Below are 17,678 nucleotides of genomic sequence, written 5' to 3'. Positions count from 1 at the left end.
GCCCTTTTTCCCTCGGACTTCTATCCGTTATATCCGTTACGCGCCTCCGTTACCTCTGGTAGATAACTAAATCATTCTGCCTTCAGTCTTCCAATAAATTACTGCCAATTGCCCACAAGCACGAAAGGTGCCCAGAAATAGGGATTCTGATACTGTGGGTTTTTCAGCAGGGTTAATTGAGCGTTGCGGAGGGCTTCAGCTTTGCTGGTTTGAGAAGAAGCCAGTTGCTTGTAAAACTCAGTCATAAAGATAGCTGTAGATTCGTCGTTGACTTGCCAAAGGGTGGCGGCGGTGCTGCGGGCACCCGATCGAATTGCGGCCCCGGCCAAACCCAAAGCCGCGCGGTTATCGCCCGAAGCAGTTTCGCAAGCACTTAAAACCAAAAGTTCGATCGGCTGTTGTTTCTCACCAGTGCGGGCTCGCAGCAGTCGATCGAACTCCCTAACATTCACTTTCTGATCCCAAGTCACAATAAAAGTATCCGCAGCATTCGAGCTAAACTGACCGTGAGTTGCCAAATGGACGATCGGGTAAGACAAAGCTTTAATTCGATCGTGCAACCGCCCGCTGACAAAATCTTCATTCAGCAGCGAACTCGCCGGCATCTCGGCTGCAATTTGTTGAATTTCCTCCTTCACCCCCGGCAAAGCCGAGAAGCCTTGACGCGCTTCGGAGAGGGCAGCGGTGAGCACTTTTAACTTGACTTCCCTCAGCGGTTTCGGTGCCAGCAGTTGCAATCCCGGCGCCAAAGCAATACTGTATTTTTCTACCAAAAACTTTTCACCGTCGTGCAGCACAGCCATCGGCAGATTTCGCAAGTAACCGTCGAGCACAAATACCAGGGTTTTAATCCCGCTAGCCGCCAAATCCGCCTCTGCGGGGCGGATTAACCAGTCATAAACCTGTTCAACGGGTCGCCTCCTGTCGCGAGGGAAAGCAGCAGGCCGGATGACATTTTTGGCTTGTCTGAAGGCAGTTTCCAACTCGGCTTGAGACTTCCTAGTAGTGTAGCGGCGCAGAGGTTTGCCGGGAATTGACAAAATTACTTCCAAACGATCGCTCAAAATAATCGGATAAATCACCGCCGCTGTAGGATCGATTTCCTCGATCGACTTTGGTTTAGCATCAGCGCAAGCATCCCGAAAAAAGTTGTCCAATTCCGCCAACTGCAAAGATTCCACCGTTTGGCGCGCCAGTTTCAATTTAGCTTGACTGGGAGATTCCTCTTGCAAAAGCAGCCCGACTAATTCCCGATAAACCGGTTCGGCACTTTCCCGAAACGAAAATTGCACTTCGGGATTGACTGTCACCAAATCGCCCCGCAGAGAAGACAGTACATTCACAGCTTGAGTATATTGAGCGATCGCCCCTTCTGTATTCCCCTGAGCTTTCTCAATCCGTCCCAGTTGCCAAAACAATTGGTAAGCAATATCGGGAGATTGAAACGTCGGTGCTAAACTCAAAGCCTCAGTGGTGAGATTTTCCGCTTTCTGATACTGCTGTTGGATTTCCGATAGTTTGCCTTTAGCTGCCAGAATATAAGCTTGTATTCGTTTGTCGCCCAAACTGTTTGCTGGTTCGACAGAGCGATCGAGCATTGTATCAATCTCGCTTAAACTCAAAGTTTTCGCAGGCGACTGAGCTAATTTCATCAAGCTTTGAGCTAGATTGATTTGAGCGTAAAGTCCAGCGCGATTCGAGCCAAATTGAGCGACTTGAGGTTCGATGGAACGCCACAAAACCTCTGCCTTAGACCAATCTTGGCTATCGACCAACAAACTCAATTGGTTTAACTTTGCCTGAATTTGTAGGAGAGATCGATCCGGCATCGCCTGGATCGATCGAGCATAATACTCTAGGGCAAAGCGTTCCCAATCACCCCGCTGTTCGGGTGTCAAACCCGGTTTATTGCTTTTAGCCCGTACCGTATTGCCCAGATTGAGATAAATTGCAGCCTCCTCTGGTCGGCTACCTAATTTTTGGGCTGCTTCGAGTCCCACGGACAATAAATCCTGCGATCGTTCCAGTTGTCCCAAAACCCGCAGCACCCGCCCTAAAGCATGAATTGCCCGGACTTGTTCGAGGGAAACCGACCCATTTTTCAAACTTTCCAAATCGGCTGTCGAAACTTCGCAAGTTTGGTTTTCCAGCTTGAAAGAAGCTAACAGAATTTTGCAAGCTCTGGGGTAAAGTCCGAGAGTTTCCCAAGCCAGACTTTGATTAATTTGAACTTGAAAAAGTTGGGGTTTTCTATCAATTTGCTCGAAAATTTTAGCAGCTTGCGTCCAAATCTCGATCGCATCTTGAGTCTGCCCCCGTTCGAGTTGCAACTGTCCTTGAATGTTGAGACTTTCAGCCAAAATCCGCTGCTGTTCGGGAGTTTTTGCCTGTGTTCGCACAGCCGACAAACTCGAATTCACAGCTTGTTCTGCTTGTTCCCAAAGCGCCAACTGCCCGTAGGTTGCAGCTAAATTGCTCAAAGCTGTGGCGCGATCGAGATTTTCCCCTTTTGCCTCAAACTGCGCCGCCGCTTGCTGCAATAGCGGTACAGCTTCCGAAAAACGTTCCTCTTGGTAAAGAGTTCGAGCTTGACGGACAAGCTGCGCCGCTGGTGGTGGATTAATCTGAGCAACTCCGGGAGGAATCGCAACGGATAGCAGACAGGAAATCACAAATAACAGAATTACTTGCCGGAGCGATCGAGTAAACTTCATATTTAAAAAATAAAATTACAGATGCAGACACACATACTAACTAACCCAAATACATCTTATTATTTATCTGGGTTAATCCGCGTTAATCCGCCTACATCGGCGGTAAAAAAAACCCAATTTCAACGCGGCACACAACCATAATTCTGCCGAGGATTGCGAGAGTCAGCAGCATTACCCGGATTGTATCCAACAAGCGTAACTTCTCCTTTCCCATTCACTACCCAACCTTGCGCCGGAACAACTTCCCGATCCCGGATTTCCCCTTCTTCCAACTTCGGTCTATCTGCTACATCCGTTAAATCCCCTACATTGCTCGTTGCATCTCTTCCTGCCTCTTCCACCCACGGAAACGGCGATGCAGCGCTGCTGAGGGCATCATTAGGACTTGCTGGCACTCCTCCTTTCCCAGTAGCGGTAAACTCGCTCTCGGCACCTCGGATGCAGGGATTTGCAGCAATTAACGCAGCCGGATTGACCACATTTTGCGGCAGTTCCACTAAACCTTGAGCAGGATTCACCCCAGAAGCACTAAATGTTACACTACCTTGCAAAGCCGGGCCGCTACTTTGGGAAATAGCCGCAATATCGCTGGTAGGAATTAAAGATGTAGGACTTACTTGCAACGCTGCAAATTCAGCATCAGTCAGTCCTAAACTACTCCTGGCTTGTTCGCGGTTAAGGCTTGTAAAGCCAAAGATATTTGGTACATTGACCGTAACTTGTCCGCCCCTAGCTGTGCGAGCATTAGCAGTAATATCACTATTCTCTCGGGGTAAAGCTACCAAAATATCGCTATTAATTCTGATATTACCACCGTCAGAAATACCTGCATCGGTGGTAATTCGGCTACCGCGCCGTAACTGAATATCTTGCGCTTTGAGGTTAATATTAGCACCGGAACCAGTGACTGTTGTGCCATCAATTATGCTTTTATTGTCCAGGGCAATGGAGTTAGCTACAACATTAATATTGCCAGCCCTACCTGTTCCTAAAGACTGAACGTTAACGACTGCGCTATCCCGAAGAATCAATTGATTAGCATTCAAATTCAACGAGCCGGCATTTCCGCTAGCATTGGAATTGACAGCATTAAACGCCCTACCAGCCGAGGCCTCAATTCCGCTCCTCAACCGACTGTTGCTCCCAATACCTTGCACTTCTAAGCGATCGGCATTAATTGTAATATCTCCTGCATCTGCTATACCCAAAGAAGCCGCAGAAATAACGCCGCCATTCTGCACAGTTAGTCTAGGTGTTGAGAGGCGGATATCTCCACCTCTACCAGAACTTGCAGTTTGAGTAACAAAAGAACTTGCTACATAGCCCGCATTCGCCAAAAATCTTGACTCGCCGCTGACTTCTATAGACTCGGAGGCTCTCACAGTTAAATTTCCTCCCGTCCCCCCACTTGTAGAAAACACGACTTCGCCAAAAATCGCACCCGTAGTTAAACTAATTGTGGCTCCATTAGAAACACTCAGCCGCTTAGTGTCGATCGTAATATCCCCACCTTTTCCATTACTATCAAAAGTATTCGTGCCGAGCCGAGTTTGCCCTAGACCTACAGGAAGACTACCCGACAATTCCACAGATTCACTCGCTTTAATCGCGATATTCCCCGATGCTCCATCACTACGGCTGAAGCTGGCAAAAGCACCACCATCGCGCAGAATTAACCGTTGGGCTTCCACAGTGATGTTTCCGCCTTGACCAGTGGTTGCGTTCGTTGTTCCGTTATAGAGCGTTGAACTGACGAGTTCGACGGTGTTGGCGCGGATATTCAAATTTCCGCCATTCCCAGCACCAAAGGTGGGGGCACCGCCCACTACCCCATTGCTCATCAACAGCCGTCCGGCTTCAAGGTTAATGTCTCCGGCGGCTCCACTGCCAATAGCGCTAGTAAACAGAACAATTTGCGAAATAAAGGGATTGCCTGTTCCAGATGTCTGAAAATTTTCTGTAAGCTGCTGATAGCCCTCAATTCCCAACCCAATCATTTCTAGTGAGTCAGTAGCGCGGATGTTGATATCGCTTCCTCTCCCCTCTCCCAGTGTGGAGGCGAAAATTTGCGCTCCCCCCTCTACTCGCAAGTTTTGGGAATAGATGTCAATGCCTCTACCATCGATATTTCCGAGTGTCAGTCCATAAATTCCTGAACCATTGAGATTAATATTTCCACCTCGAATATCGACTTTCCCACCTCCTAATCCGCTGGTATTTATAAATGCACCGTTCATTTCTATATTGCCGAAGTTCTGAATATTGCCATAGTTTAAATTCAGACCTAAAGCTGTTGGTTCAAATTGCACTAAACCTGGACTCTTGACACTACCCAGAATAATTTGTCCGGTATAAGCAGTTATATTTCCTCCTTGGAGTTGAATGTCACCGCCAATTAATGCTAAAGTTTGACCTGGGTCTACTGCTAAACCGAGTTTTTCAAAAGCAGGAATTTCTATGGGTAGTGGCGGTAAGGCTGATTTGGCGGCCATTGTTTGGGAAGAGTTAACAATTGTGCCGGAATTTTCTCTAAATCTTAAACCCACAGGAATATTAATCGCTAACAATGGCACTGAATTAGAATTAGCTGCACTAAATTCAAAGCCATTATCAAAAAGAATTGCGCTACCAGTTGAACCGATAAATGAGCCGCGCAGATCTAACCGAGCATTGGGGCCAAAGACAATCCCTTTTGGGTTAATTAAAAATAAGTTGCCGTTCCCCAAAACTCCCAGAGTTCCTAAAATATTAGAAGAATTGCCACCAGTAACGCGGGTGAAGATGTTGGCAATTCCGCTGGGATTGGCAAAATAGGCTCCCCGCCCTTCACGGATGTTAAATTCGCGTAAACTGTGAAAGAGGTTAACGCCGCGAGTTGCACCGCCTTCTATTCTGTCCGATGGTAAGTTATTAATCGTGTCGGGAACTGTGCGCGAACTTTCTGCGCCCAAGCTATTATCGGGGATAATTTGGGCGATCGCAGGGAAAGGAAACAGCAGTAAGAATGCAAAAAATAGGGCGGAAGATTGGCGGCGCATCTTTGAAGTCTGGTTAATTTAATTTTAGAAAAATAGGGAGGGGTTAGCTAAAACCTGAAGAGTACCTATTGAGGTACGCACACACCCGTCGGTTTCGGACTGCGAATAGATGCACCACCAGCAGAATTATAGGCTACCAGCGTTACTTTTCCTCGATCGTCCATTACCCAACCTTGAGCAGGAATAATTTCTGTTGGCCGAACTTCTATGGATGCTCTTTGGCCTTCTACTTGCTGACTTCCACCTACCGCTGGTTCCACCCAATTAAACTGGTTAGAATTGCTGCTGAGAACCTCGTGAGGACTCGGTGGCAATCCCCCCCGCCCCGTCACAGTAAACTCGTTCTCGGCCCCTTGGATGCAGGGATTTGCAGCAATTAACGCAGCCGGATTCACCACATTTTGCGGCAGTTCCACTAAACCTTGAACGGGATTCACTCCCACAGAACTAAATGTTACCGCCCCTTGCAAAGCCGGGCCGCCACTTTGGGAAATCGCCGCGATGTCGCTGCTGGGAAGCAGAGATGTAGGACTTACTTGCAACGCTGCAAATTCGGCGTCACTGAGCCCCAACCTGTTTCTGACTTGTTCGCGACTCGCTGCTGTAAAACCAAAAACATTGGGAACATTGATATTCACGCGGCCGCCGCCTGCTGTGCGGGCGTTGGCTGTGATGTCGCTGTTGTCTTGCGGGAGGGCGACAAGAATGTCGCTGTTGATGTTGATATTGCCGCCGTCAGAAGTGCCTGCATCGGTGGTAATTCGGCTGTTGCGGCGCAACTGGATATCTCGCGCTTGCAGGTTAATATTTGCTCCTGTACCGGATACAGTCGTACCGTCAATCATCGCTTTGTTGTCAAGAGCGATCGAATTTGCGACAACATTGATATTACCAGCGCGTCCGGTTCCCGTAGCCTGCACCGTGACTGTAGCTCCATCTCTGACAATTAGTCGATCGGCATTTAGATTCAACGAACCGGCATTTGCCGTAGCATTGGAATTAGTACCAAATATCTTGCCCACCGAAGCATCAATTGTACTGACAAACAGACCATTATTTCCGCTGCCGCTGACCTCAATGCGATCGGCATTAACAGTAATATTCCCCACATCTCCCACCCCCAAAGAACTCGTAGAAATTACCCCCCCATCGCGCACGGTTAGGCTTGGCGTATCAATGCGAATATCCCCGCCCGGACTAGAGCTCAAAGTTCCAGAACTCAGCGCACTAGCACTCTGAATTCCGCTGGTCAAAAGTTGAGAAACACCTGAAATTTCTACTGATTCAGTAGCCGTAACTGTTAAATTTCCAGCAGGCCCCCCATCCCTAGAAAACAAAAACCTGCCAATTAACACACCCGTTCCTACTGTAAACGCAGAACCCCCAGAGAGAGTCAACCGCTTGGTATCGACGTTAATATTCCCCGCCCTTCCGTTAGAGCCGATACTCAGGGTGGTAATTCCGGTTGACACAACTGTTGTCGGGCCGCTGTTAGACAATTCTACTGATTCAGCAGCTTTAATGTTGATATTCCCCGACGGGCCGCTGCTGTAGCTCGTCGTACCGAGAATAGAACCATCGCGCATAATTAATCTCGCGACATCAACACTAATGCTTCCTCCCGCACCGCTACTTTCTTTAGCTGTTCCGTTGTTAATTCCAGAACCCACCATCTCAAAAGTATTGGCACGAATGATTAAATTTCCGCCCCTTCCACTGCCAAAAGTGATGCCGCTACCTACTACCCCATTGTTGAAGAGCAGGCGGCCGGTGTCGATCGTAATATTCCCCCCCGAACCAGCGCCAGCACTAGCATTAAACAGCACAAATAGCGGGTCAAACGGGTCTGTAGTTCCCGATACCAAATATTTAATTGAAAGCTGTTGATAGCCCTCAACTCCCAGCCCGATCATTTCTACTGAATCAGCAGCGCGGAAATTGATATTGCCTCCTGCACCATCTCCTAGAGTCAGAGTAGAAAATTGCGTGCCGTTTTCCAATCGTAACTTTTGGGCGCTGATATCGATACCTCTACCATCAATATTTCCCAGTGTCAGTGCATAAATTCGCGACCCGCTGAGGGCGACATTTCCACCTTTTAACTCTACTCTGCCACCACCAATTCCGCTGGTGTTGATAAGCGTTCCATCGGATATTTGAATATTGCCGAAATTTTGAATATTGTCATAATTTAAAGCTAAATTCCCCTGCTGAACAACAGGAGGAGCCAGTGCAAAATTAACTAATCCGGGACTGGCGACGCTACCGAGTAAAATTTGTCCGCCGCTGGCGGTTAAATTGCCGCCTTGCAGTTGGATGTCGCCACCAATCAGTGCTAAAGTTTGACCGGGGTCTACTGCTAAACCAACTCGATCGCTAATCGGGATTGGCACAGCAGAAGCTAGGAGATTTACCTTTCCTACAGCCGTCGATTGATTGACAATTGCACCCGGATTGTCTCTAAATCTTAAACCAACGGGAATATTAACGGTTAACAGGGGGGATGTTTGCGGGTTTGTGCTGCTGAATTCTACGCCGTTATTAAACACAATACTGTCAGCACTTGAACCGATAAAGGAGCCGCGCAAATCTAACCGCGCATTCGGGCCGAATATAATTCCTTTCGGATTAATTAAAAATAAGTTACCGTTGCCTAAAACTCCCAGAGTTCCTAAAATATTAGAAGGGTTGCCGCCCGTAACGCGGGTGAATATGTTGGTAATTCCGCTGGGATTTTCAAAATAAGCTCCCCGCCCTTCACGGATGTTAAATTCGCGCAAGCTGTGAAATAGGTTAACGCCGCGAGTTGCGCCGCCAGTGATTCTATCTGAGGGTAAATTGTTGATAGTATCGGGAACTGTGCGGGAACTTTCCGGGCCCAGGGAATTATCGGGAATGATTTGGGCGAAGGTTTTCGAGGGAAATAGCAATAATAAAACAAAAAGTAGGCCGGAAGACAGGCGAGACATAGCTTAAATCCTGTTATATAAATAATATCGTTTCCGGTTCCATCAGAATTATATATTTGGATTATATCAGTGCGAGCGCCCCAGTGTTCGATCGACTCTCTTTCACCGCTAAAGTGGACTTTTCCCCAAGATAATAAAGATAGCTTTTTTCAGTGCGACGGCTGAGGAAATCTGTTTCTGTTTAAATATGTGTGTAGAATATGCGTCCGATCATTCATACTAGATGGTAGACACCTTCAATCTTAGGAGCCGTCTATGTTACTACAAGAAGTCAAGGAGCTGGTCTTCAAACTGCCACCGAGCGATCGCCTTGCGTTAGTGGGCGCCATCATTGAGTCCTTACAAGATCAGCCAGTTGCCAGGGCCGATCGTTCTGGTGCGATTCAGCGGATGCGAGGCTTGCTAAAGACAGACCAACCCGCACCGACAGATGAGGACGTGGCTGCAATGTTGGAAGCGCGGCGGGTGGAGAAGTATCTTTAGTGAGAGTTTTAATTGATACCAACATTGTCCTAGATTTTCTGTTGCAGCGAGAGCCATTTTTTCAAGATGCGGATTTGTTGTTTCAAGCGATCGATGCTGGGCAACTAATCGGTTATGTTACAGCGACAACGCTCACGGATATTTTCTACATTTCTCGCAAACATACTCGCAGCGTTGAGCAAGCACGGCAAGCGGTTTTAGAAACGCTGACTGCTATGGTCATTTGTCCTATTGATCGAGCCGTTTTGGAATCTGCTTTCAACTCTGGTTTGGTTGATTTTGAAGATGCTGTTCAAATTTTTGGTGCAGTTGCTCAAGGGTTAGATGCGATTCTGACCCGTGATAATAAAGGTTTCTTGAGTTCGCCTATACCTGTTTTATCCATTCAAGAGTTGTTGCAGCAGTTAGGGACGTAGAATAAGGGTTAAATCGTATTAAAAACAAGATTGACAACCTTGCCAGAGCCGCAGCCCTAGGCTAAGATTTGGCAAAGGTTGAGAACACAATGACGATAATTCCAACTATGAACTACCGAAACCACATCACGATCGAACCCCATAAACGTGGTGGCAAGCCTTGTGTACGCGGCTTGCGAATTACGGTTTATGAAGTGCTTGAGTACCTGGCTTCCGAGATGACCGAAGCAGAAATTCAAGGGCGATTTTCCCGATCTGACGCGAGAAGATTTAAAAGCCTGTATTGCTTATGCTGCTGACCGTGAGCGTCGGTTTATGACCGCTCCATTATCCGCATAAAATTACTTTTTGATGAAAATTTGTCGCCCAAGTTGCCGAACCGTTTGAGCGATATTTTCCCAAATTCGCTTCACGTTCGAGATGTGGGCATGAGAGCAACGCTCGACCCAATAGTTTGGGATTATGCATTCATACAATAATTTGATGATTGTCTCGAAAGACGCGGATATGCACGACCTGAGCTTAGTATTTGGGAATCCACCGAAAGTTATTTGGCTTCGCCTTGGAAACTGTTCGACATTGCAAGTTGAAAATTTGCTGCGTCGGTATTTTAACGCCATCAAATTATTTTATGAAGATGATAATTTATCGCTGCTTGCTTTATCATAATACACCGATAGTTCTGGGCTTCTTTCCAGGGTTTTTACCAATGGAAAAAACAGAAGGGCGATCGCTGCATAAAAACGCCCATGCACACTGACCGCCGAAAGTCGATCGATGAAGGATGGTTGGTGATTTTCGATCGCCGCGAGAATGCACCCGAGTTGGAAGAACGGTTAAATACTGAAATTCATACAACGAATCTGGGGCGAATAATTAAAGTGATTCTAGCGTGAGGAAGTTTTGATAAATGTCTCAATTTTTCCGCTCGCCCCAGTGTTTGATCGACTCTCTTTCACGCATCAAGTGGACTTTAATGAACTGATCGTAAAATTGATATTTAAGCTGATAGGCATTCTCTTGAAGATTAAGACAGTAAACTAGAGCTTCTTCAGACGAAATTAGTCTTTTTAAGTGAATTGCCAGTTCTTGAGAATGGGTAAGTCCGCCCAGAATAGTTTCTTTTCCAATATCAGAATTTCGGCTGTCATGGATCATGTGAAAGTAATAGAATTCTGACCTGAGTTTGTGATTCGATTGTCCATTTGATAAACGTTCAGAAATTTGTTGCCAAAGACAAGAATACTCAACTGACACAAGCACCTCGGCCCAAAAACGAAGGAACGCAACAAGCCCTACCTGACAATGCTTTTCACCCAGACAACCGACCATTAGCTTGTAGCTTTTATCTCTAACCATTTGAGTGGTAAGCGTTTCTGGTGTTGCTAAAATCATTTCAGGAGTCGCACCCAGATTGAGTAAATCCTGGAAAAGTAACTCACGATGGGAAGGAAGTGGAACTCCTTTCGTGTTGCGAGGGAATTCTTCATTCAAGATACCTCTGACAGTCCGTTTGATCTGCTGATCAGTCAGAGCATCAATGACAAATTCGTAGATATTGACAATAGAGAGCGATAAAAAGCGACGTTGGATGAGAATTTCAAGCAAGTCCTGCCAGACAATCGCATCAATCTGCATGAATAGTGGATGCGCTCTGAATTTATTAATCAATGAAATCTCGAAATCGTTGAGTGTTTCAATCATGATTTCTAACTCGCAAACAGGATTTTTAGATCATTTCTCCAATTTCTATTTGGATCGGGATAAAATCGGCGAGCGACCTGCCACATCAATTCAAAGTCGTTTTGTAAGGTATGTGCGATGAGTTGATTCGCAGTGTTCAGCGTAAGCTCTAGCTGAAACGTATTAATGGCAAGCGATCCATGCAGGAAAGGTGCTGCTAACATATAACCACCAGCTCGATAAATAGCTAGAGAAGGAAGTGTATCATACAATTTAATATCCAGAAGTTCAGGATTTCCCGAAACTCTTATGATTTTTTCTAATGTCTCCAGATTGGCGATGACACAATCGCAAATATTAATTTCATCGCTAATGCTGCTATTGGCATACTTTCTAAGAACCTCTTCTCTCAGTTTGGCTGCTTCGGAATAAGGCCAAGCCAGCAATATTCTGACCTGAACACTGTTTTTAATACACCGACTTAGATGCTCAAAATAATCATTCAAATTGGGTGCAAAGGTTTGAAGAATATCTACTTGTCTATGTTCTGAATTGTCTGAATAAATCAGGTTGTCAATTGCTTTTCCAAAGATATCCCTGGGAAAGTTTGGATAGATATAAGTTAAACCAATTTCCGAAAAAAATATATCTTTATTCTGATACTGGATATATTTTTCAGTCAAATGCTTATGAAGTTGTGGGAGTTTATGTCCTTTACCCGTAATTTGTAATTTTCTATAGATATTCTTCAGTCTTTGGGTAAAGGCTTCTTCTTCTATTGCTGGATACGACTTGACATAGGCTTCTAGTAAATCATTTTTAGTTTGACATTGGGCTTCTTGAAGACACATTAGCACTTCTATTTCAAGAGGGGTAAGCCCATACTCTTGACGGTTACACAGTGCTTCTAAAAAAGAATTCCAGCTCATAACGAAGTCACTGATTAGAAATGGGAAAAAATTAAGGGCATTTTGTTAACCTCTTTCACTTACATTACACCTCACTACACTTTCCCAATATTTGCTTATCTCTGGACGTAATCAATAATGATTATACCCTTTAGGAGATTAAGTGCCTATGCTAGACGCTTTCCAGTCTGCCCTTTATCAACGGTTGCAAGCATTTGAATTAGATGACCCAACCCATGAGTTTGGGTTTACCCGTCATCTCATGAAAAATCAGGGTTGGACGCAGACCTATGCCCAGAGAGCGATCGCAGAGTATAAAAAGTTTGCCTTTCTCACCGTTGTCGCAAACCATCAGGTGGTGCCGTCCGATCAGGTGGATCAGGTGTGGCACGCCCATGTGCTACTCACTCAGTCCTATTGGGAAGAGTTTTGCCCAAAGGTTCTTCGGAAAAAACTACACCATCATCCGGCGCGGGGTGGACGAGCGGAACGGGCAGAATTCCATCACCTCTACACTCAAACAATTGCTAGTTATCGGCATTTTTTTGGTTTTCCACCAACGGATATTTGGTCACCCCCCGATCTCCGATTTGGGGCAGAACTGAAGATGCAACGAGTTAACTTAACTGAGCATTGGGTGATTCCCAAGCGATTGCCTCAATTGAGGCTTGCCCAGCCTTTAGGCGCTATCGCCATCATTGCCTTTATGACCGTTGGCTGGGTGGATGCAGGTCAAGGGTCTACCCTTGGTGGATTTGGGCGTGATTTAACTGCCAATCAGTTTAGCACCATTTTTATGGTATCAATCATCCTTGGATTGATACTACGTTACGTGATCCGTATGCCCAGTAACCAGCCGCAAAAGCCTCAATTGGATGTTTATCAAATGGCTTATTTTGCCGGTGGTAGCTTGCGGGCAGTGGAGTTAGCCATTACACAATTAGTGCATCAGGGATATCTGCATCCAAATGTGCGTAATCAAACTTTCGCGATCGCAAAAGTGCTTCCCCCTGGAGCACCTTATTTAGAACAACAAGTGATACAACGAGTTCAGCAAACTCCGACTTTAAAGGGGCTACGGCAAATAAGCACACAAAAAACAGATTTTCTAAAAGAACGACTGGAACAAGAGCGCCTTTTGATGACAGGGTGGGCCGACTCGATCAGACAGAGTTTGGGATTTTTCTTCCTCATCACAGTTTTGGGTGGAATATGGGGGCAAGCTTTACTGAGTAGTCTAGGCATTAAAATTGACGCATATCCGAATATCATTACAGCACTGCAGCAAGCAATCGGTATTATCACGATTTGCTGTATTGTCCCTGGTGGGCGAACCCGCTGGGGGAGTCAGATCCTGGCAGACATCTGGAAAAACCACGATGTTTACGATGTGCCGCAGAGATTTGCCCTTCATGGCTATCGGGTGCTGTCGGGTGGAGTGCTGGACGATTTAAAGCAGATCTTTAAAGCAGAAGAAGAAGAAGCTGCCTCAGGCGGATGTGGATGCGGCTGTTAGCTCGATTTCACCTGAAAAATCGCCAAGTGTTCTTCCCCTTTGCGACGGGCGATCGAATCCTTGGCAGCTTTGAACAAGATGGTGTCGAAGCAGGGTGAAAAGCTATCCAAAATTGCCTGTGGCTTTACGCCAAACGGGGGGCCACCCAACCGGCTATGGGTATAAAACAGGGCAATCAGTTGACCATTAGGGCGTAGTAGTTTTTTTACAACCTGCACATATTGCGATCGTAACATTGCATCAATAGTACAAAAACAAGTGTGTTCTAAGACGTAATCAAAACTATGTAGAAACTCTGCTTCTAGCTCAAAAATATTGCGTTGTAAAAACTGAGCGCTCAGTTTTCGGGCCTCGGCCGTAGTGCGAGCACGCTTGATTGCGCTGGGAGCAAAATCAAACCCAATCACATCAAACTCTGCTGCTGAAAATAACATTGCATCCTGTCCACTTCCACAACCTAGAACTGCCATTCGTCCAGGCTTGGGGGCTTGGGCTGAAGCCAAAAGATTGATAAACGGCGGAGCCGGACAACCTAAATCCCAATGGTCTCGCCCTTCTTGATACCGATTTTCCCAGGCTTCAGTGGTGAGATCAATCATGATTGGATTTTAAGGCTACAACATTTTTCGTCCTTGTCACAAGTTTAGCCTATGGCAACGCATAACAAATCGTTGCAACAGTGTCAAATCAAAGCCCCTAACGCTTTCAGTCTCGCTTTTCGAGCATTTGTCAATCCCGCCCGGTCTTGAATATTCATGCCTTCATACAGATCGCCCATCAACGTCCTAATACAACATCCGGTGGCGATATCCCACAGTTTAATCGTGCGATCGAGGCCGCCACTTAATAAAATTTGACCGTCAGCGCTAAAGATGAAAGTGTTGGGCGAAGCGAAGCGTAGGGTTCGATCGCGCTCAACCCAACCTACAGTTTAAAACGGAAAATAATTGATTCTAAAGTAGATGCCTTTTTCCTGCAAAGTTCGATCGCCCGATCGAGCATTTATCAAAGGAATACCATAGTCTAAACGCACATTCAACCGATCGCCCATCTGCCAAACCAGCCCCAAACCCGCACCCAGCAGTTTATCCGAGTCAGGATTCGGCTTTTCCTCCGACTGGTTCCACCCTACCCCAAAATCGATAAACGGAGCGACTTGCAACAAACCTTCGACTTCCGGGACACGCCAAACCGGGATTCGCACTTCAGCAGACGCGATCGCACCGCTATCAGTTAACAGCAAATCTTGGCGGTATCCGCGCACGCTTTGAACGCCACCGATCCCAATTTGTTCGAGGGAAAGCAGGGGGCGATCGGCTAATTGAATGTCGGAACGCACTATCAGCAAGGTTTCTGGCGCTAGCAGCCGCACGTACTGGGCTTGTCCGCGCCATGCCAGAAAGCGGCTGTCACGCCCGCTATCGTTCGCAGTAGCGCCGAACAGATTAGTGCCGAGGGAAAACTGCGATCGCGCCGCGAACACTTGGTTGGAACTCCGCTGCACGTATTCTTGAAAAAAGCGCACAGCCGAAACCCGGGTTTCGCCGCGCTCGTTTGCTCCCGCCGAAAGCGCAAATCGTTCCCCCAACAGGAATGTATCGCTTTCTTGCCGGGAAAAACTCAGTCCCAAAGCCAAAGTGCGATCGGGCTTTTCGACAATCGGCTGGCGGTAAGTTAACTCGTAAGTCCGCGATTTCCCCTCAATTTCAGCAGCATCAAACGGTTCCTCAATGATGTTCGTGCTAGCAGCACTCGCAGCGAACCCAATCGTGCCGTTGCGCGCGTTGACGGGGACTGTGTAGCTGCCGTTGAATTCATTGCTGCCGTCGGTGTTAGCATAAGATACCTCTAATCCGTCGCCCAAACCGAGCAAATTTGCTTGATTGATGCGAACACCGCGCCGAAAACTGCCGACGCTGGGCGATCGGTTGTTGTCTGCGAACACTTCACCGCTAAAGCTGTCTGCTTCTTTTACCCGCACTTCTAAGCGGCTGTTTTCCGGGCGGCTTCCGGCTTGCAATTCGGCGGAAATATTGGCAATTAAGGGGTCGAGTTGCAGCAATTGCAAGGCTTCCAAAAGCCGAGATCTATTGAGGGGCCTTCTGGTAGCGCGCTCAAGGCGCGATCGCACGTAATTTGAATTCAAGCGCCTGTTTCCAGTAATCACAATTTCATCTAACCCGCCTTCTACAATCCGAATTTTCACCACACCTCCGTCTCTGGGAAAGGTTTGGTTGGCGAGAATTACAGCGCCGGAATTGATGTATCCTGCGGCTACATATTTTTGAGTGACGGCTGCTTCCGCTGCGATCAGTTCGGCAAAGGTGATTTCGCGCCCCGCAAACTGTTGCGTAACTTCTGCGAGTTCGCGATCGCTAAAAGCTGTGTTGCCCTCAAATTCAAAGCCAGCGACCCTAATTGTACCCGGAATCCCCGGTGTAATTTCGCTTTCAGCGGGTGTTGGCTGGGTGGGTTGGAGGGGAGACGGCGCAGGCGGTTGCGGCGGCTCAGGAGCTGGCAATTCCGGTTCTCGCGGCAAAATTGGGTTGGGCAGTTGACTGAGTTGCGAGGCTCGATCGATACCCAAATCAATTTTTTGTGGGTCAATATTTTCTTCTAGCTTTTGATCTGAGTTAAAAAGCTCGGTTTCTTGAGTTTTTGTGCTGAATGTGCGATCGGCCTGAGATGTTGCACCATTGTCAATAAGCCTTTTACGGGCGGGCAGGATGCCCACCCCACAAGAAAACTCACTCCTTGTGGAACAGGCATCTTGCCTGTTCTTGAGAATGGTGTAAGATGTCACATCGACTGAATTTGCCGCAGACGGCGGTAAGTCGGGAGTTTCCGCCGCCACCGATTGTTCTGACTCTGTGGGTAACTGCGTTTCCTCGTCTTTTATCGGCAAGTCTTCGCGTTTGTCAAAAGTGGTATCGTTGGGGGCTAAAGCTCGATCGCCTCCGCTGCTGACTGCTGCCAAATCCTCAACATTTGAGGTCAAAAATTCAACTGTGCTAGCGGATGTTTTCGCTGGTTTTCCCAACAAAACTAACCCAAAAATTCCAGCGAATAAAAATATTTTTTGCGATCGACAAGCCATAGAATATAATTATTATCTCGCTTAAGTGGGGGAAAATATTTTCAGGAACTTAGCACCCTCAAGTAAAAATCAATCTTAACAGCAAAAAAGGAAACAGCCGTCGCAGCCAACAGTTTCGGCGACGCTACAAACCAAAAGGTCGATCGACGGCTGTTCATTTCCCAACACTTACGCACCAACCGGATTCTTATCCGAAAAAATATCGTGTAAGTCGATCGTAAACAGTAAAAAAAAGCCGATATTTTGGGTTGCAAAACCTACGCTTTCATGCTAAGGCAGCGACCAGAACATTCCTGGACGCCAGGGTAAACCAGAAACCGGGTTGTGTCCGAAAAGACGGGTTACAACTGAGATCTGGCCCCATTCTCAAAAATCTTTTTATGAACAGGCAAGATGCCTGTTCCACAAGAGATAAATTTTCTTGTGGAACAGGCATCTTGCCTGTTCTTAAGAATAGTGCAAGATGTGAGTTACAACCCGCAAAGCCACTAAACAACCCGGTTTCTTTGATTTGGGTGCATCATATCGTTTCCGGTTGCATCGGAATAATAAAATCGAGTCAACAGTTAACACTCAACCATTCAGTTTTTCGACCCGCCCGTCAACAGTCAACAGTCAACAGTCAACAGTCAACAACAGTTAACACTCAACCATTCAGTTTTTCGACCCGCCCGTCAACAGTCAACAGTCAACAGTCAACAGTCAACAGTCAACAATTCCGGAGGAGTGCAACCGGAATTGATATCATACCAAATCCGACTTTAAGACCCCCTTTATTATTGAGTCCGCGTCTACCCACCTCCTGTGCGTAGACGCCGTTTCAACCGCCAAGTCTGATAAAGGGGGTTTCTAAC

At 46.8% G+C, this 17,678-nt stretch carries 14 protein-coding genes and 1 pseudogene; 7 read left to right on the top strand and 8 right to left on the bottom strand.

Going from position 1 to position 17,678, the window contains the following annotated elements:
- Positions 1 to 98 precede the first annotated feature (98 nt).
- From QUA47_RS01805 to QUA47_RS01795, 3 genes are all read right to left on the bottom strand, one after another.
- Positions 99 to 2,714: a CHAT domain-containing protein gene (locus QUA47_RS01805; RefSeq protein WP_333429480.1), complete on the bottom strand. Its 2,616-nt coding sequence runs from the start codon at positions 2,712 to 2,714 to the stop codon at positions 99 to 101.
- 119 nt (positions 2,715 to 2,833) lie between these two features.
- The gene (locus QUA47_RS01800) at positions 2,834 to 5,752 is read right to left on the bottom strand and encodes an S-layer family protein (RefSeq protein ID WP_333429479.1); all 2,919 of its coding nucleotides are present in this window, start codon (positions 5,750 to 5,752) and stop codon (positions 2,834 to 2,836) included.
- A gap of 65 nt (positions 5,753 to 5,817) precedes the next feature.
- Positions 5,818 to 8,721: a two-partner secretion domain-containing protein gene (locus QUA47_RS01795; protein WP_333429478.1), complete on the bottom strand. Its 2,904-nt coding sequence runs from the start codon at positions 8,719 to 8,721 to the stop codon at positions 5,818 to 5,820.
- 255 nt (positions 8,722 to 8,976) lie between these two features.
- Here QUA47_RS01795 and QUA47_RS01790 point away from each other — a divergent pair, with 255 nt between their 5' ends.
- From QUA47_RS01790 to QUA47_RS01765, 6 genes and pseudogenes are all read left to right on the top strand, one after another.
- The gene (locus QUA47_RS01790; RefSeq protein WP_006633944.1) at positions 8,977 to 9,204 is read left to right on the top strand and encodes a hypothetical protein; all 228 of its coding nucleotides are present in this window, start codon (positions 8,977 to 8,979) and stop codon (positions 9,202 to 9,204) included.
- Positions 9,204 to 9,620 carry a PIN domain-containing protein gene (locus tag QUA47_RS01785; RefSeq protein WP_333429477.1) on the top strand — a complete coding sequence of 139 codons (417 nt, stop codon included), beginning with the start codon at positions 9,204 to 9,206 and terminating at the stop codon, positions 9,618 to 9,620. Before QUA47_RS01790 ends, QUA47_RS01785 begins: the two co-directional genes overlap by 1 nt.
- A gap of 107 nt (positions 9,621 to 9,727) precedes the next feature.
- A pseudogene (locus tag QUA47_RS01780) lies at positions 9,728 to 9,959 on the top strand (DUF433 domain-containing protein).
- A 20-nt stretch (positions 9,960 to 9,979) separates the two neighbouring features.
- Entirely contained in the window at positions 9,980 to 10,099 is a 120-nt protein-coding gene (locus QUA47_RS01775) for a DUF5615 family PIN-like protein (protein ID WP_333429476.1), read from the top strand.
- Positions 10,083 to 10,289 carry a DUF5615 family PIN-like protein gene (locus QUA47_RS01770; RefSeq protein WP_333429475.1) on the top strand — a complete coding sequence of 69 codons (207 nt, stop codon included), beginning with the start codon at positions 10,083 to 10,085 and terminating at the stop codon, positions 10,287 to 10,289. Before QUA47_RS01775 ends, QUA47_RS01770 begins: the two co-directional genes overlap by 17 nt.
- Positions 10,290 to 10,369: 80 nt before the next feature.
- A complete protein-coding gene (locus QUA47_RS01765) occupies positions 10,370 to 10,516 on the top strand; it encodes a hypothetical protein (RefSeq protein WP_333429474.1) in 147 nt (48 codons plus the stop codon).
- Positions 10,517 to 10,535: 19 nt separating this feature from the next.
- Here the strand turns inward: QUA47_RS01765 and QUA47_RS01760 are convergent, their stop codons facing one another.
- Positions 10,536 to 11,324 (bottom strand): hypothetical protein, encoded by a 789-nt coding sequence (locus QUA47_RS01760; RefSeq protein WP_333429473.1) that lies wholly within the window; start codon positions 11,322 to 11,324, stop codon positions 10,536 to 10,538.
- A gap of 5 nt (positions 11,325 to 11,329) precedes the next feature.
- Positions 11,330 to 12,232: a hypothetical protein gene (locus tag QUA47_RS01755; RefSeq protein ID WP_333429472.1), complete on the bottom strand. Its 903-nt coding sequence runs from the start codon at positions 12,230 to 12,232 to the stop codon at positions 11,330 to 11,332.
- Positions 12,233 to 12,380: 148 nt separating this feature from the next.
- On the opposite strand from QUA47_RS01755, the gene QUA47_RS01750 reads away from it, so the two are divergent.
- Positions 12,381 to 13,727: a TIGR04222 domain-containing membrane protein gene (locus QUA47_RS01750; RefSeq protein ID WP_333429471.1), complete on the top strand. Its 1,347-nt coding sequence runs from the start codon at positions 12,381 to 12,383 to the stop codon at positions 13,725 to 13,727.
- Here the strand turns inward: QUA47_RS01750 and QUA47_RS01745 are convergent.
- From QUA47_RS01745 to QUA47_RS01740, 3 genes are all read right to left on the bottom strand, one after another.
- On the bottom strand, positions 13,724 to 14,326 hold the full coding sequence (locus tag QUA47_RS01745; protein WP_333429470.1) for a methyltransferase domain-containing protein: 603 nt from the start codon (positions 14,324 to 14,326) through the stop codon (positions 13,724 to 13,726). The genes QUA47_RS01750 and QUA47_RS01745 overlap by 4 nt on opposite strands.
- An 83-nt stretch (positions 14,327 to 14,409) precedes the next feature.
- The gene (locus tag QUA47_RS30910) at positions 14,410 to 14,601 is read right to left on the bottom strand and encodes a WD40 repeat domain-containing protein (protein WP_445302475.1); all 192 of its coding nucleotides are present in this window, start codon (positions 14,599 to 14,601) and stop codon (positions 14,410 to 14,412) included.
- A 57-nt stretch (positions 14,602 to 14,658) separates the two neighbouring features.
- Positions 14,659 to 16,824, bottom strand: a complete 2,166-nt coding sequence (locus QUA47_RS01740; protein WP_333429469.1) for a ShlB/FhaC/HecB family hemolysin secretion/activation protein — start codon at positions 16,822 to 16,824, stop codon at positions 14,659 to 14,661.
- Positions 16,825 to 17,678: the final 854 nt, after the last annotated feature.

The sequence above is a fragment of the Microcoleus sp. MON2_D5 genome, from assembly GCF_036701905.1.
Lineage (GTDB): Bacteria > Cyanobacteriota > Cyanobacteriia > Cyanobacteriales > Microcoleaceae > Microcoleus.
This window is presented reverse-complemented; position numbering and strand designations above follow the sequence as displayed.